Raw genomic sequence first — 14,613 nt, 5'->3', positions numbered from 1 at the left:
GCACAGTGCTTGAACTTGCGTAGGACCTGTGGGAGCGGGTTTACCCGCGAAAAGGCCGGTACTGGCGTAAGCAAATTCTTGCAGCATGGCCGGGATCAGCACAGTAACGGCATGGTCTATTAGACTTACCCATGTACTCACGAATCAAGCGGCGAAAGGAGACGCTATGATTTTCCCCGACCTGCGCGGCCTGCCCCTGCACCGCGTGCTGGTACGCACTGTCAAGGAATTTCTCGACGACGAGATGTCGACCTACGCTTCCGCGTTGGCCTACCAGATGCTGTTCTCACTGTTTCCCTTCTTGCTGTTCCTGATCGCCCTGATCGGTTTCCTGCACCTGCCGGACTTCTTTTCCTGGCTGCGCCTGCAATCGGAACTGGTGCTGCCACCCCAGGCACTGGAACAGGTCAACCCGGTGATCGACCAGTTGCAGCAGTCCAAGGGCGGGCTGCTGTCGGTGGGTATCGTGATTGCCCTGTGGACCGCATCGGCCGGTGTGCGCCTGATGATGAGCGCGATGAACGCCGCCTACGATGTGCCCGAGGGCCGCCCGGTATGGAAGCGCATTCCGTTGTCGATCATCTACACAGTCGGCATTGCCGGCATGCTGCTGGTGGCTGCGGCGCTGATGGTGCTGGGGCCGCAGGTGATGGAGTGGATTGCCGCCCAGATCGGCATGCAGGAGGTGATCGTCACCGTGTGGACCATCCTGCGCTGGCCGGCGATCATCATCCTGATGATGGTGGCGGTGGCGCTGATCTATTACGTGATGCCGGATGTGAAGCAGGAATTCCGCTTCATCACACCGGGCTCGGTGCTGGCGGTGGTGGTGTGGATCCTGGCGTCGCTGGGCTTTGCCTACTACGTGAAGACCTTTGCCGATTACAACGCCATGTACGGCAGTATCGGTGCAATCATCGTGCTATTGCTGTATTTCTATATCTCCGCCGCCGTTTTGCTGCTGGGTGCGGAGATGAATGCGGTGATCGAGCACATGTCGAGCGAGGGCAAGAACCCTGGCGAGAAGGACGTCGATGAGCACAAGCCCGGCGAAACCATTACCGTGCTGGGCCATGAGCACCCTGTACCGAGCGAGCATCAATCTTCCGAGCCGAACCCCCGATGATCCGTGACATTCTCAAGATGGGCGACGAACGCCTGCTGCGCATCGCCCCGCCAGTGCCCGAACATATGCTCGGCAGCGCCGAACTGCAGCAACTGATCGACGACATGTTCGAAACCATGCGCCATGTGGGCGGTGTGGGCCTGGCCGCGCCACAGATCGGCATTGACCTGCAGCTGGTGATCTTCGGCTTCGAGCGCAGCGAGCGTTACCCGAATGCCGAACCGGTGCCGCAGACTATCCTGCTCAACCCGGTCATCACGCCGACGTCCAGCGAGATCGAGGACGGTTGGGAAGGTTGCCTGTCGGTGCCTGGCCTGCGCGGCGTGGTACCGCGTTTCAAGCACATCTGCTATGAAGGCATCGACCCCCAGGGCAACCCGATCAACCGCTTTGCCGACGGCTTCCATGCGCGGGTGGTGCAGCATGAATGCGACCACCTGATCGGCCGGCTGTACCCGTCACGCATCCAGGACTTTTCCCGGTTCGGCTACACCGAGGTGCTGTTCCCCGGGCTCGACGCCAGCGACGACTGACCTCGTTGCATTGCTACCAGGCGCTTGCTGCGCTGGTAGCGCTGCAGGCGGCCAGCCAGGGCTTGCGGCAGCAGCTGGGCGATGTCGAAGCCCAGGCGCTGGTAGAAGGGCGCAAGGTCCGGGTGGCAGAACAGCCAGGTGGGCCCGCCAGCCTGCGCCAGCGCCGCCTCGACCAACCGCCCGGCCACCCCCTGGCTGCGCCGTTGCGGGTCGACGAACAACCCGGTCAGCCAGAAGCCATCGCCTACCGGGCTCAGGCTCAAGCCCGCGATGATGCCAGGGCCTCGCGCTACCCACAGCTCAGCATCGCCCGCAGCACGCATGCGTGAGCCGTGCTGGCGGTAAAAGTGGTCCAGCAGCCGGCGTTCCGGGGCCGAAAGTTTCGAACAATCCAAATTTTCAGAAATCGCGCGCCCTGCCCTGAAAGGTGGCCAGAGGCTCTGGCCCGATATTTTGCGCTGAACTTGTCGCAGATTGTTGCATATCTGGCAAGGGTGAATGTCCGAGTTCGGGGTTCAACTATTCCGGGCCGGGAGTAGACTTTTATCCATCCCCACTGGCAGTACGAAGCGGGATCGGTACTTCGTGCCATCTTCATCGCAGATGGCAACTTCTCCGCGCCGAGCACGGCAATAGAAGTCAATCGATCAGCTTGAATGCTCAAAAGGCAAACTCACATGAAACCATTACTGATTCTTGCATTGGTCGGTATGTCCTCGTTCGCCCTCGCCGATGAGGCCAGACCCGTCTCCAGCGAGCCCGTCGCCCAGCAGTACGACTACTCCATGAACCTGGACATCAAGCGGGTGATCAACCTGTCGACCATCCCCAACGTCTGCGAAGTGGTACCTGCGACCATGACCTACGAGGACCACCAGGGCCAGGTGCACACCATTCAGTACCGGGCCATGGGTGAGGGTTGTCAGCAGGGTTGATCGGACATTTGCCTGGTGTCGATGGCCCTTTCACCAGCCTGCTGGTGTCAGGGCTGTCAACCGTATTGCAGTTCAAGCGCCAGAAAAATCCTGAATGAATATCGAGGAAAAAGTGCTATCTTTGTTTGATAGCATTTTTCGATGAACACTCGATACCGCAAGATCCTCGACGCAATTTTCCGAACGCCGACCACGGCGTCGTTGGCTTTCTCCGAGATCGAGGCATTGGTACTCCATCTGGGCGGTGAGGTGCTGGAGCGGCAAGGCTCCAGAGTCAAACTGGTGCTTGGTGGCCAATTCTGGAGATGCCATCGGCCTCATCCAGGCAAGGAAGCCAAGCGGTATCAGATTGAAGAAGCCCGTGAATTCCTCATGCGGGCAGGAGTCAGGATATGAGTTGCATGCGCTACAAAGGCTACGCCGCCCGTATCGAGTACGACGCGCGTGACGATATTTTCGTCGGCCGAGTGCTTGGTATGCGTGACATCATCAGTTTTCACGCAAGCTCGGTGCCCGAGCTGCATGAGGCATTTCGCGGTGCGCTGGAAGACTACCTGGCCGATTGTGCTGAGCAGGGCATTGCGCCGGAAAAACCTGCTTCGGGCAAAGTAATGTTGCGTATTCGGCCCGAAGTTCATGCCGCCGCGAGTGTTGCTGCCCGTGCTGCCGGCAAAAGCCTCAACCAGTGGGCTGATGAGGTCTTTGAGCAAGCCGCAATGGCCTGAGCCAGCCTGCTTTTCGCTATTTCTCGCAGGTATTCTGCCGTCACCGTGCAGAATTGTTTCCCCTGCCTGTCGATTCCTCCAGTTCCCGTTCGACCATAGGTGAAAGCACGCCGCACCGCGTGCCCAATCACCCATGACCTGTCGGAGGAACCCCCGATGAGCACCGCAGCCGAAACCGAGATCCGCCAATTGATCGAGCGCTGGATGCAGGCCGTGCGCGACCGCGACATCCCCAACATCATCGCTCCCTATGCCGACGACATCGTCGCCTTCGATGCCATCCAGGCCCTGCAGTTCAAAGGCAAGGCAACCTACCAGGCGCACTGGGAAATGTGCATGGGCATGTGCCCCGGCCCGATGGTTTTCGAGTTCGCCGAACTTACCGTGCATGCCGCTGGCGACCTGGCCCTGGCCCACTGGCTGAACCGCTGTGGCCCTGCGGACAATGAAAGCCAGTGCGGCTTCATGCGCGCCACCGTGGGCTATCGTCGTCAAGGTGGCCAGTGGCAGGTCATCCACGAGCACTGGTCGGCGCCGTTCGACATGGAAACCCAGAAAGCCCTGTTCGATCTCAAGCCCTGAGCCGTTATCGCCAAACGCACTTTGCCAAAGCCCTGGAGGCGACCATGAAATACCTGTGCCTGGTCTATTGTGACGAGGGGCTGCTGCACAGCCTGCCCGACAGCCCGGAAGACGCCGAATGCATGGCGTATGCCGAATCCATCCAAGGCTCCGGGCGAATGCTGGCGGCCGAGGCGCTGAAGCCGGTGCAGACCGCCACCACAGTGCGCATGCGCAACGGGCACATGAGCCTGACCGATGGCCCGTTCGCCGAGACCAAGGAGCAACTGGCGGGCTTCTACCTGGTGGAAGCCCGCGACCTGAACGAGGCGCTGAACATCGCCAAGGGCATCCCCGCCGCGCGGGTCGGCAGTGTCGAGGTGCGGCCGGTGCGCGAACTGCAACCCTGACAGCAATGGAGACCTACCAGCATGAGCCTTGCACACCCCGCGCAAGCGCAACACGAGTTGTCCATCAGCCGCCTGATCGACGCGCCACCGGCCAAGGTGTTCCGCGCCTGGACCGATCCCCAGTGGCTGATGCAGTGGTGGGGGCCGCACGGCATGACCACCCCGGAGTGCGAGATGCAGTTGTGGATCGGTGGCCTGTTCCGCACCCTGATGCGGGCGCCGGATGGCAGCGAGTACCCGAACCAGGGCGTGTTCCTGGAAATCGCCGCGCCTCGGCGGCTGGTGTTCACCGATGCCTTCGGCCCAGGCTGGGTGCCTTCGGACAAGGCTTTCATGACTGCCGTGATCAGTTTTGACGAGGAGCAGGGCAAAACCCGTTACACCGCCCGCGCCTGGCACTGGAACGCCGCCGATTGCCGCGCCCATGAGGAAATGGGCTTTCACCAGGGCTGGGGAGAAAGCCTGGACCGCCTGGTGGAGGTGGTGACCCAGCGGATGCCCGACTGATGACGGCACTGGCGCAAGTGCGTGCTGAGGTCGAGGCGGTCTACCGGAGCGAGTCACGGCGCATCCTGGCGACGCTGATCCGCCTGCTGGGTGATTTCGACCTGGCCGAGGAGGCCATGCACGACGCCTTCTTCATCGCCGTCGAGCGCTGGCAGCGCGACGGTATTCCCGATAACCCGCGGGCGTGGCTGGTCTCCACCGGCCGCTTCAAGGCCATCGATGCGCTGCGCCGGCGCGCCCGTTTCGACCGTTCCCAGGCGGACCTGAGCATGCAGCTCGACGGCCACGCGCAGGACCCAAGCGAAGAAGAGCTGTTGGCCGACGACCGTCTGCGGCTGATCTTCACCTGCTGCCACCCGGCGTTGTCCGCCGATGCCCAGGTACCGCTGACCCTGCGTGAAGTCTGCGACCTGACCACCGAGCAGATCGCTCGCGCTTTCCTGCAGAGCCCGGCCACCATCGCCCAGCGTATCGTGCGTGCCAAGGCCAAGATCCGTGATGCGGGCATCCCTTATCAGGTGCCGGAGCTCAGCGAACTGCCCGAGCGCCTGGAGAGCGTGCTGCGGGTGATCTACCTGGTGTTCAACGAGGGCTATTCGGCGTCGTCAGGCGAGGCGCTGTTGCAGCAGGAACTGAGCGATGAAGCCATTCGCCTGGCGCGGCTGCTGGTGCAATTGTTGCCCGACCCGGAGGCGGTCGGCCTGCTGGCCCTGATGTTGCTGCAGGCATCCCGGCAGCGGGCGCGTACCGATGGCCAGGGCAACCTGGTATTGCTCGAGCAGCAGGACCGTAGCCTGTGGGACCGGCGACGCATTGACGAAGGTTGCGAGCTGGTGCGCCAGGCCCTGCAAAGCCGCGCGTTCGGTGCGTATACCGTGCAGGCGGCGATAGCGGCGGTGCATGCCGAAGCGGCGACGGCGGAAGAGACCGACTGGGTGGAAATTGTCGGGCTGTATGACGTGCTCCAGCGGCATTGGCCGTCGGCGGTGGTGGAACTGAACAGGGCTGTTGCGTTGGCCAAGCGGGATGGGCCGGAGGTTGGCCTGCGGGAAGTCGACGGTATTCTGGCGAGGGGGGAGTTGCTGGACTATCACCTGGCACATGCGACGCGGGGCGAGCTGCATTACCAGCTGGGGCATATTGAAGAGGCCCGTGCGGCCTGGCGGCAGGCGCTGGCGCTGACCCGGCAGGAGCCGGAGCGCAGGCATATCGAGCGGCGGTTGCAGGCGATCGAATGATGTTGGCTGCGCCGGCCTCTTCGCGGGTAAACCCGCTCCCACAGGATTGCGTCACGGCTTGATGCTGTGAGGTCCATGTGGGAGCGGGTTTACCCGCGAAAGGGCCGGTACTGCCTGCATCAATCTTCAGCTAGCCACAAAATTCGGCGGCGACACCAGCTCGACGGTCTGCTGCTTGCGCGGTGCAAGGATCTCGGCCTCACCGGCAACCACCAGCTCATCATTCTGGTTGTACACATTGGTGGCGATGCGCACCTTGAACTTGGGCAGCTTTTCCAGGATTTCCAGGCGCACGGTCAGGGTATCGCCAATTTTCACCGGCTTCTGGAAGCTCATCTGCTGGCCCAGGTAGATAGTGCCAGGGCCAGGCAGGGTGCAGGCCACTGCAGCACTGATCAGCGCGCCGCTGAACATGCCGTGGGCAATGCGCTCGCGGAACATGCTCTTGGCAGCGAACTCGGCGTCCAGGTGTACCGGGTTGTGGTCACCGGACATCGCGGCGAACAACTGGATGTCGCGTTCTTCGACGGACTTCTTGTACTCGGCCTTGTCGCCGACTTCGAGGGCTTCGTAAGGCGTGTTGGTGACCTGGGACATCGGGGCTTCCTTAAGCGGTAGGCGAGGGCGGCTATCATTCACTGCGCACAGGGCGGCCTAGGGCCAGTGCCTGTTCGAGCCAGCCGAGGATATCGGCGGTGACCTCGTCACGGTTGGTTTCGTTGAGTACTTCGTGCCGCGCCTCAGGATAGACGCGCAGCTGTACATGTCGATTGCCGGTCGCGCGCAGGGCGTCGGCCAGAAGGGTGAGACGCTTGCCGGCACTGACCGGATCACATTCACCACCGATTACCAGCAGTGGCAGGTTCGGATCGATCTGCGCGAGGTTACTCGGCTGGCTGATCTGCGCCAAGCCTTGCAGCAGGTCGAGCCACAATTGATTGCTGCAGCGAAAGCCGCACAACGGGTCGTTGACGTACAGGTCGACCTGCGCCGGGTCGCGGCTGAGCCAGTCGAACGCCGTGCGGTTGGGCTTGAAAGCCTTGTTGAACGAGCCGAACGACAACCACTCTATCAACGCGCTCTTGCCCAGCGGCCCCTGGCGCCAGGCCTCCAGCCGGGCAATCAGCCGCGCCACGCGGTACAGCGCCGCCGGCTGGTAGTTGGAGCCGCTGAGGATCGCCCCCTGCAGGCTGCCACTGTGGTGCAGCAGGTAGGCCTGGGCGATGTAGCTGCCCATGCTGTGGCCGAACAGGAACAGCGGCGTGCCCGGGTATTGCTGGCCGATGTGCTGGGCCAGCAGCCCGAGGTCGTTGACTACGGCATTCCAGCCATGATGGCGGGCGAACAGGCCGAGGCTGCCCAGTTCGGCGGTGCGCCCATGGCCGCGCTGGTCGGCGGCGAACAGGGCGAAGCCGGCCTCGCTCAGGGCATGGCCCAGGTGCTGGTAGCGCCCGGCATGCTCGGCCATGCCGTGGGCCAGCAGGACCACGGCTTTTACCGGTTTGGCCGGCAACCATTGGTGCACATACAGGCTGCAGTGCTCGCTGGCGGGCAACCAGAAGGCGTCGTGAGGCATGGTGGGTCCTTGTGCGCACAGGTTCCCGAACAGTGTATGCACAACCGACCGGATTGCAGGAAGGGCACAAATAAGATTCACAATGTTAATGGCGGCACTTGGCGTATATGCCGCCTTGGGCTTACCTGCTAACGTCGGGTCAACGCCTTTTCGCTTTCGGGCGGGCAGGTGAAAGGACTACAGGACTCGCAGCAGTCCAGGCAGAGGAACAATAATAAATGCAAGCCGACTTCTGGAATGACAAGCGCCCGGCGGGCGTGCCCTCCACCATCGACATCAATGCCTACACCTCGGTCGTCGAGGTGTTCGAGCGCTCCTGCAAACGTTTCGCCGACCGCCCGGCCTTCAGCAACCTGGGCGTGACCCTGACCTACGCAGAGCTGGAGCGCCAATCGGCGGCCTTCGCCGCCTGGCTGCAGCAGCACACCGACCTCAAGCCGGGCGACCGCATCGCGGTGCAGATGCCCAACGTGCTGCAATACCCCATCGCCGTGTTCGGTGCCCTGCGCGCAGGCCTGATCGTGGTCAACACCAACCCGCTGTATACCGAGCGCGAGATGCGCCACCAGTTCAAGGACAGCGGCGCGCGTGCGCTGGTGTACCTGAACATGTTCGGCAAGCGCGTGCAGGAGGTGTTGCCCGATACCGGCATCGAGTACCTGATCGAGGCCAGGATGGGCGACCTGCTGCCCACCGCCAAGGGCTGGCTGGTCAACACCGTGGTCGACAAAGTGAAGAAGATGGTCCCGGCCTATCAGCTGCCCCAGGCGGTGTCGTTCAAGCAGGTACTGCGTCAGGGCCGCGAGCTGTCGCACAAGCCGGTGCCGCTCAGCCTGGACGACACTGCCGTGCTGCAATACACCGGTGGCACCACCGGCCTGGCCAAGGGCGCCATGCTCACCCACGGCAACCTGGTGGCCAACATGCTGCAGGTGCTGGCCTGCTTCTCGCAGCACGGGCCGGACGGGCAGAAGCTGATCAAGGACGGCCAGGAGGTGATGATCGCGCCGCTGCCGCTTTACCATATCTATGCCTTTACCGCGAACTGCATGTGCATGATGGTCACCGGCAACCACAACGTGCTGATCACCAACCCGCGGGATATCTCCGGCTTCATCAAGGAGCTGGGCAAATGGCGTTTTTCCGCCTTGCTGGGCCTGAACACGCTATTCGTCGCACTGATGGACCACCCGGGCTTCCGCCAGCTCGACTTTTCGGCGCTGAAGGTCACCAACTCTGGCGGCACCGCGCTGGTCAAGGCCACGGCCGAGCGCTGGGAGGCGCTTACCGGTTGCCGCATCGTCGAAGGCTACGGCCTGACCGAAACCTCGCCGGTGGCCAGCACCAACCCCTATGGCCAGCTGGCGCGCCTGGGCACGGTGGGTATCCCGGTGGCGGGCACCGCCTTCAAGGTGATCGACGATGACGGCAACGAGCTACCGCTGGGCGAGCGGGGCGAGCTGTGCATCAAGGGCCCGCAGGTGATGAAAGGCTACTGGCAGCAGCCCGAGGCCACGGCCCAGGCCCTGGATGCGGAGGGCTGGTTCAAGACCGGCGACATCGCAGTGATCGACCCGGACGGCTTTACCCGCATCGTCGACCGCAAGAAGGACATGATCATCGTCTCGGGTTTCAACGTGTACCCCAACGAGATCGAGGATGTAGTGATGGGGCACCCCAAGGTTGCCAACTGTGCGGCCATCGGCGTGCCGGACGAGCGTTCCGGCGAGGCGGTCAAGTTGTTCGTGGTACCGCGTGAGGGCGGGCTGAGCGTGGATGAGCTGAAGGCCTACTGCAAGGCCAACTTCACCGGCTACAAGGTGCCCAAGCACATCGTGCTGCGTGAGTCGTTGCCGATGACGCCGGTGGGCAAGATCCTGCGGCGGGAGCTGCGCGACATAGCTTGAGACCGAGTTGGATTCTTCGCGGGTGAACCCGCTCCCACAGGGGCTTGCAGTTCTCAAGGCCTGTGCAGTACCTGTGTGGGAGCGGGTTCACCCGCGAATGCTTTCAAACCGCTCTAACAGGCTATTTACAGCCCGATCTGCGACATTTTGGATAAATACTCTAAAAATGACCTGTATTGTTCATTGAGTCATTTTTGTGACCGTGAGGCCTGTTTTGGCCTCTAGGCGACCCCTGGCAAAGCTGTTACTCTCGGCCCGCTTTCAGATGATCCGGTTTGCAATGAGCCGTCATCACATATCAATAATAAGCGCATCGACGCGTGAATCGAACTTCGCTGTTGCTGAAGGAGTGGGCTTCCATGATCGAACATTTTTGGAAGGATAAGTACCCAGCCGGGATTACGGCGGAAATCAATCCTGACGAATTCCCCAATATCCAGGCGGTACTCAAGCAATCCTGCCAACGCTTTGCCGACAAACCGGCCTTTAGCAACCTGGGCAAGACTATCACTTATGGCGAGCTGTATGCGCTGTCGGGGGCGTTTGCCGCCTGGCTGCAGCAGCATACCGACCTCAAGCCAGGTGACCGCATTGCCGTGCAACTGCCTAACGTATTGCAATACCCGGTGGCGGTATTCGGTGCCATGCGTGCCGGGCTGATCGTGGTCAATACCAACCCGCTGTACACCGCACGGGAAATGGAACATCAGTTCAACGACTCGGGCGCCAAGGCGCTGGTGTGCCTGGCCAACATGGCCCACCTGGCCGAGAAGGTGGTGCCCAAGACTCAGGTCAGGCATGTCATCGTCACCGAAGTGGCCGACCTGCTGCCGCCGCTCAAGCGCCTGCTGATCAACAGCGTGATCAAGTACGTGAAGAAGATGGTGCCGGCCTACAACCTGCCGCAGGCCGTGCGCTTCAACGACGCGTTGGCGTTGGGCAAGGGCCAGCCGGTGACCGAGGCCAACCCACAGGCCAATGACGTGGCGGTGCTGCAATACACCGGTGGCACCACCGGCGTGGCCAAGGGCGCGATGCTGACCCACCGCAACCTGGTGGCCAACATGCTGCAGTGCCGGGCGCTGATGGGCTCCAACCTGCACGAAGGCTGCGAAATCCTCATCACGCCGCTGCCGCTGTACCACATCTATGCCTTTACCTTCCATTGCATGGCGATGATGCTGATCGGCAACCACAACGTGCTGATCAGCAACCCGCGTGACCTGCCGGCCATGGTCAAGGAGCTGGGCAAGTGGAAGTTCAGTGGCTTCGTCGGCCTCAATACCTTGTTCGTTGCCTTGTGCAACAACGAGGCGTTCCGGGCCCTGGACTTCTCGGCGCTGAAGATCACCCTGTCCGGCGGCATGGCCCTGCAGCTGAGCGTGGCCGAGCGCTGGAAGGCCGTGACCGGTTGCGCCATCTGCGAAGGCTATGGCATGACCGAGACCAGCCCGGTGGCCGCGGTGAACCCGTCGGAGGCCAACCAGGTTGGCACTATCGGTATTCCGGTACCCTCGACCCTGTGCAAGGTGATCGACGACGCCGGCAACGAACTGCCGCTGGGCGAAGTTGGTGAGCTGTGCATCAAGGGCCCTCAGGTGATGAAGGGCTACTGGCAGCGCGAGGATGCCACTGCGGAGATCCTCGACAGCAATGGCTGGCTGAAGACCGGTGACATCGCGGTGATCCAGGCGGATGGCTACATGCGCATTGTCGACCGCAAGAAGGACATGATCCTGGTCTCGGGCTTCAACGTGTACCCCAACGAGCTGGAAGATGTGCTGGCGGCCCTGCCAGGCGTGCTGCAGTGCGCGGCCATCGGCGTACCGGACGAGAAGTCCGGTGAAGTGATCAAGGTGTTCATCGTGGTCAAGCCGGGCATGACCGTGACCAAGGAGCAGGTGATGGAGCACATGCGTGCCAACGTCACCGGCTACAAGGTCCCGCGCCAGATCGAGTTCCGCGACGCGTTGCCGACCACCAACGTTGGCAAGATCCTGCGCCGTGAGCTGCGCGATGAAGAGCTGAAGAAGCAGGGCTTGAAGAAGATCGCCTGATCTTCTGAATTACCGGCCTCTTCGCGGGTGAACCCGCTCCCACAGGTTCTGTGCAACTCTCAAGGGTTACGCAATACCTGTGGGAGCGGGTTCACCCGCGAAGAGGCCGGCAAAATCAGCGCAATTTCTCGAGCATCTGGTAGTACCACATCCCCGCCGCCAGCAGCGGATTCCCCAGCAAGTCCCCCATCGGCACCCGCACATGCTTGCACTGGGCAAAGGTGTCGAACTTCTCCAGCGTCCCGGTCAACGCCTCGGCCATGATCTCGCCCATGATGTGGCTGGTGGCAATCCCGTGCCCCGAATAACCCTGGCAATACCACACGTTCTCCGACAGCTTGCCCAGCTGCGGGATGCGGTTGACCACGATGCCCATGGCGCAGCTCCACTGGAACTCGATCGGCACCCCTTTCAATGCCGGGAAGGTGCGCTCGATGCACGGGCGCAGTTCGCCTTCGATATCCCGTGAATCACGGCCGGAATAGTTGGCGCCACCGCCGAACAGCAGGCGCTTGTCGGCGGTCAGGCGGTAGTAGTCGAGCACGAAGCGGCAGTCGTATACCGCCAGGTCCTGCGGGTTGATCTGGTCGGCCAGCTCCCCCAGCGGTGCGGTGGTGACGATGCCGCCCATGGCCGGGAATATCTTGCCCTTGAGCTGGCGCTTTTCCAGTTTGTGGTACACATCGCCGGCCAGCATCACCTGGCGCGCCTCGACCCGCCCGTGCGCGGTGACCACCGCCGGGCGCGGGCCGTGGACGATCTCCAGCACTTCGGAGTTCTCGAAAATCAGCGCCCCCAGGCCATGGGCAGCACGGGCCTCGCCCAGGCACAGGTTGAGCGGGTGCAGGTGCAGGTTGCGCAGGTTCTTCAGCGCGCCCAGGTACAACGGGCTTTGCAGGTGCTCGGCCATGCCGGCGCGGTCCAGCAGTTGCACCTCCTCGCTCATGCCCCGGCGCTGGGCCTCGGCTTCGAATGCGCGCAGCTCGTCCATGTGCGAGGGCTTCATCGCCGCATGCAGGTGGCCGCGCTTGAGGTCGCAGTCGATGCCGTAGCGCGCCACGCGCTGCTCGATCACCTGGTGGCCGCGCCAACGCAAGTGCCAGATGAAGTCATCGACCTCGGCACCCAGGCGGTTGCGCATCTGCGAGCGCATGGCTTCATCGCCCGACAGGCTGCCGGTAACCTGGCCACCGTTGCGCCCGCTGGCACCCCAGCCGATACGGTTGGTTTCGACGATGGCCACCTTCAGGCCGCGCTCGGCCAGTTCCACCGCCGTGGCGACGCCGGTGAAGCCGCCGCCGATGATCGCCACATCCACCTGTACCGTGCCCTTGAGCTGCGGGTACTCGGTGTGGTCGTTGAGGGTGGCGCTGTAGTAGGACGGCGCGCGCTGCGCCGGGCCCTTGTTCAATGCTGCATTCATGAGGGTTCCTTGTAATCTGGGGCTCAGGCCTGGTGCAGGTACCAGCGCCAGTCCTGCTCGCTGACTTCGGCCATGAACTGGCGGTACTCGGCGCGCTTGACCTTCAGGTACACGCCAAGGAAGTCCTCGCCCAGTGCTTCGCGAGCCCAGCTGGAGTGCTGCAGTGCGTCGAGTGCAGTCAGCCAGTCGGTGGGCAGGTGTTCGGTGGCCTGGGCATAGCCGTTGCCTTCCACCGGTGCCCCCGGGTCCAGCTGTTCGCGGATGCCCCGGTGGCTGGCGGCAAGGATCGCCGCAGCGGCCAGGTAGGGGTTGGCATCGGCGCCGCAGATGCGGTGCTCCACATGCCGGCTGTTGGCCGGGCCGCCAGGTATGCGCAGGCTCACGGTGCGGTTGTCGACGCCCCAGGTTGGCGCCAGCGGGGCATAGCTGTTGGCCTGGAAGCGGCGGAACGAGTTGGCGTTGGGGCAGAACAGCAGCAGCGAGTCGCGCAGGTGGCGCAGCATGCCGGCCACGGCCTGGCGCAGCAGCGGGGTGCCGGCCTTGTCTTCACTGGCGAACAGGTTGTTGCCGGCGCTGTCGGCAAGGCTCAGGTGCATGTGCATGCCGGTACCGGCCAGTTGCGCGAACGGCTTGGCCATGAAGCAGGCCTGCATGCCATGGGCGTGGGCAATACCTTTGACCAGGCGTTTGTAGCGCACGGCCTGGTCCATCGCCTGCAGGGCGTCGCCGTGCTCAAGGGTGATTTCCACCTGGCCGGGGGCGTATTCCGAAATCGCCGTGCGCGCCGGGATGCCCTGGGCCTTGCAGGCGGCGTAGAGGTCGGCGAGGAACGGCTCGATCTGCTCCAGTTCGCGCAGGCCATATACCTGGGTGGTGCGTGGGCGGCCGCCGTCGTTGTCCAGTGCCGGTTGCGGGCGGCCTTGGGCATCAGGTTTCTGGTCGAGCAGGTAGAACTCCAGCTCGCACGCCATCACCGGATGGTAGCCGTCGGCCTTCAATGCTTCGATGGTACGCAGCAGCACGTGGCGCGGGTCGGCGACGCTGGCCGGCAGGCCTTCGTTCGGGTGCATGCTCACCTGCACTGCGGCAGTCGGCACCCGGCGCCAGGGCAGGCGCACCAGGCTGCCTTCAAGCGGGTAGGCGCGGCAGTCGATATCGCCCACGTCCCACACCAGGCCGGAGTTTTCCACGTCGTCGCCGTTCAGGGTCAGGCCGAGAATGGTGCTGGGCAGCGGCCGGCCGGTCTGATACACGGCCAGCAGTTCCTCGCGGTGTAGCAGCTTGCCGCGCGGTACGCCGTTGGCGTCGAGGATGAACAGTTCGAACAGCTCGATATCGGGGTTGTCGGCCAGAAAACGGCTGGCCTGCTCTACGGGTGCAAAGTGCATGTTGGATTCGCTCGCGGATGCACGGGCCACCGCGCATGCAGGCGGCCCGGCTGAGTCAAACGGCCAGACGATGGCCGGGTTTGGTCACAAAGGCGAGAGTGGGAAATCCGGTGGGCGTGCGTGACGGCAGTGCCACAGGGCCCAGAAGGCGAGGATGATGTGGACCAGCGGATTTTCACCGGCACGGCGCCGGGCCTTCGCTTGCGAAGGGCGGGACGACGGTGGGG

Annotated in this window: 16 protein-coding genes; 11 read left to right on the top strand and 5 right to left on the bottom strand. The window is 63.0% G+C overall.

Translation table 11 applies throughout. From position 1 onward, the window contains the following. The first annotated feature begins 166 nt into the window (after nt 1–166). Nucleotides 167–1,126, top strand: a complete 960-nt coding sequence (locus J5M58_RS00700) for a YihY/virulence factor BrkB family protein (protein ID WP_112253221.1) — start codon at nt 167–169, stop codon at nt 1,124–1,126. Further along, nucleotides 1,123–1,659 (top strand): peptide deformylase, encoded by a 537-nt coding sequence (gene def / locus J5M58_RS00695; RefSeq protein ID WP_112253220.1) that lies wholly within the window; start codon nt 1,123–1,125, stop codon nt 1,657–1,659. Before J5M58_RS00700 ends, def begins: the two co-directional genes overlap by 4 nt. On the opposite strand, the gene J5M58_RS00690 is transcribed toward def, so the two are convergent. Beyond that, on the bottom strand, nt 1,614–1,982 hold the full coding sequence (locus J5M58_RS00690; protein WP_207876904.1) for a GNAT family N-acetyltransferase: 369 nt from the start codon (nt 1,980–1,982) through the stop codon (nt 1,614–1,616). The two genes, def and J5M58_RS00690, sit on opposite strands and share 46 nt — an antisense overlap. 354 nt (nt 1,983–2,336) lie before the next feature. Between J5M58_RS00690 and J5M58_RS00685 the strand changes: the two genes are divergently transcribed. The 7 genes from J5M58_RS00685 (at nt 2,337) to J5M58_RS00655 (ending at nt 6,035) form a co-directional block, all read left to right on the top strand. After that, entirely contained in the window at nt 2,337–2,594 is a 258-nt protein-coding gene (locus J5M58_RS00685; RefSeq protein ID WP_004375752.1) for a DUF2790 domain-containing protein, read from the top strand. Between the two features lie 141 nt (nt 2,595–2,735). Further along, on the top strand, nt 2,736–2,990 hold the full coding sequence (locus J5M58_RS00680) for a type II toxin-antitoxin system HicA family toxin (protein ID WP_112253218.1): 255 nt from the start codon (nt 2,736–2,738) through the stop codon (nt 2,988–2,990). Beyond that, a complete protein-coding gene (locus tag J5M58_RS00675; protein WP_112253217.1) occupies nt 2,987–3,319 on the top strand; it encodes a type II toxin-antitoxin system HicB family antitoxin in 333 nt (110 codons plus the stop codon). Before J5M58_RS00680 ends, J5M58_RS00675 begins: the two co-directional genes overlap by 4 nt. Before the next feature lie 156 nt (nt 3,320–3,475). Further along, nucleotides 3,476–3,901: a nuclear transport factor 2 family protein gene (locus tag J5M58_RS00670; RefSeq protein WP_189121308.1), complete on the top strand. Its 426-nt coding sequence runs from the start codon at nt 3,476–3,478 to the stop codon at nt 3,899–3,901. Between the two features lie 44 nt (nt 3,902–3,945). Next, nucleotides 3,946–4,290 (top strand): YciI family protein, encoded by a 345-nt coding sequence (locus J5M58_RS00665; protein ID WP_013973721.1) that lies wholly within the window; start codon nt 3,946–3,948, stop codon nt 4,288–4,290. Nucleotides 4,291–4,311: 21 nt separating this feature from the next. Further along, nucleotides 4,312–4,797 (top strand): SRPBCC family protein, encoded by a 486-nt coding sequence (locus J5M58_RS00660; protein ID WP_063912944.1) that lies wholly within the window; start codon nt 4,312–4,314, stop codon nt 4,795–4,797. Beyond that, on the top strand, nt 4,797–6,035 hold the full coding sequence (locus J5M58_RS00655) for an RNA polymerase sigma factor (RefSeq protein WP_207876902.1): 1,239 nt from the start codon (nt 4,797–4,799) through the stop codon (nt 6,033–6,035). Before J5M58_RS00660 ends, J5M58_RS00655 begins: the two co-directional genes overlap by 1 nt. 126 nt (nt 6,036–6,161) lie before the next feature. Here J5M58_RS00655 and J5M58_RS00650 read toward each other — a convergent pair whose 3' ends face one another. Further along, on the bottom strand, nt 6,162–6,632 hold the full coding sequence (locus J5M58_RS00650) for a MaoC family dehydratase (protein ID WP_112253214.1): 471 nt from the start codon (nt 6,630–6,632) through the stop codon (nt 6,162–6,164). A gap of 34 nt (nt 6,633–6,666) precedes the next feature. Beyond that, nucleotides 6,667–7,611 carry an alpha/beta hydrolase gene (locus J5M58_RS00645; protein WP_112253213.1) on the bottom strand — a complete coding sequence of 315 codons (945 nt, stop codon included), beginning with the start codon at nt 7,609–7,611 and terminating at the stop codon, nt 6,667–6,669. Between the two features lie 218 nt (nt 7,612–7,829). Here J5M58_RS00645 and fadD2 point away from each other — a divergent pair, with 218 nt between their 5' ends. Next, nucleotides 7,830–9,518: a long-chain-fatty-acid--CoA ligase FadD2 gene (gene fadD2, locus J5M58_RS00640; protein WP_112253212.1), complete on the top strand. Its 1,689-nt coding sequence runs from the start codon at nt 7,830–7,832 to the stop codon at nt 9,516–9,518. A 359-nt stretch (nt 9,519–9,877) separates the two neighbouring features. Then, nucleotides 9,878–11,575: a long-chain-fatty-acid--CoA ligase FadD1 gene (fadD1, locus tag J5M58_RS00635; protein WP_112253211.1), complete on the top strand. Its 1,698-nt coding sequence runs from the start codon at nt 9,878–9,880 to the stop codon at nt 11,573–11,575. A gap of 115 nt (nt 11,576–11,690) precedes the next feature. Here fadD1 and J5M58_RS00630 read toward each other — a convergent pair whose 3' ends face one another. Together J5M58_RS00630 and J5M58_RS00625 are read right to left on the bottom strand one after the other, a co-directional pair. After that, nucleotides 11,691–12,998 (bottom strand): FAD-binding oxidoreductase, encoded by a 1,308-nt coding sequence (locus J5M58_RS00630; protein WP_207876900.1) that lies wholly within the window; start codon nt 12,996–12,998, stop codon nt 11,691–11,693. Nucleotides 12,999–13,021: 23 nt separating this feature from the next. Then, nucleotides 13,022–14,386 carry a glutamine synthetase family protein gene (locus J5M58_RS00625; RefSeq protein ID WP_112253209.1) on the bottom strand — a complete coding sequence of 455 codons (1,365 nt, stop codon included), beginning with the start codon at nt 14,384–14,386 and terminating at the stop codon, nt 13,022–13,024. Nucleotides 14,387–14,613: the final 227 nt, after the last annotated feature.

It is taken from the genome of Pseudomonas sp. 32_A (genome assembly GCF_017490905.1).
Classification (GTDB): Bacteria; Pseudomonadota; Gammaproteobacteria; order Pseudomonadales; family Pseudomonadaceae; genus Aquipseudomonas; species Aquipseudomonas inefficax.
The sequence above is the reverse complement of the archived record's forward strand: the minus strand, read 5'-3'. Positions and strand labels throughout refer to the sequence as shown.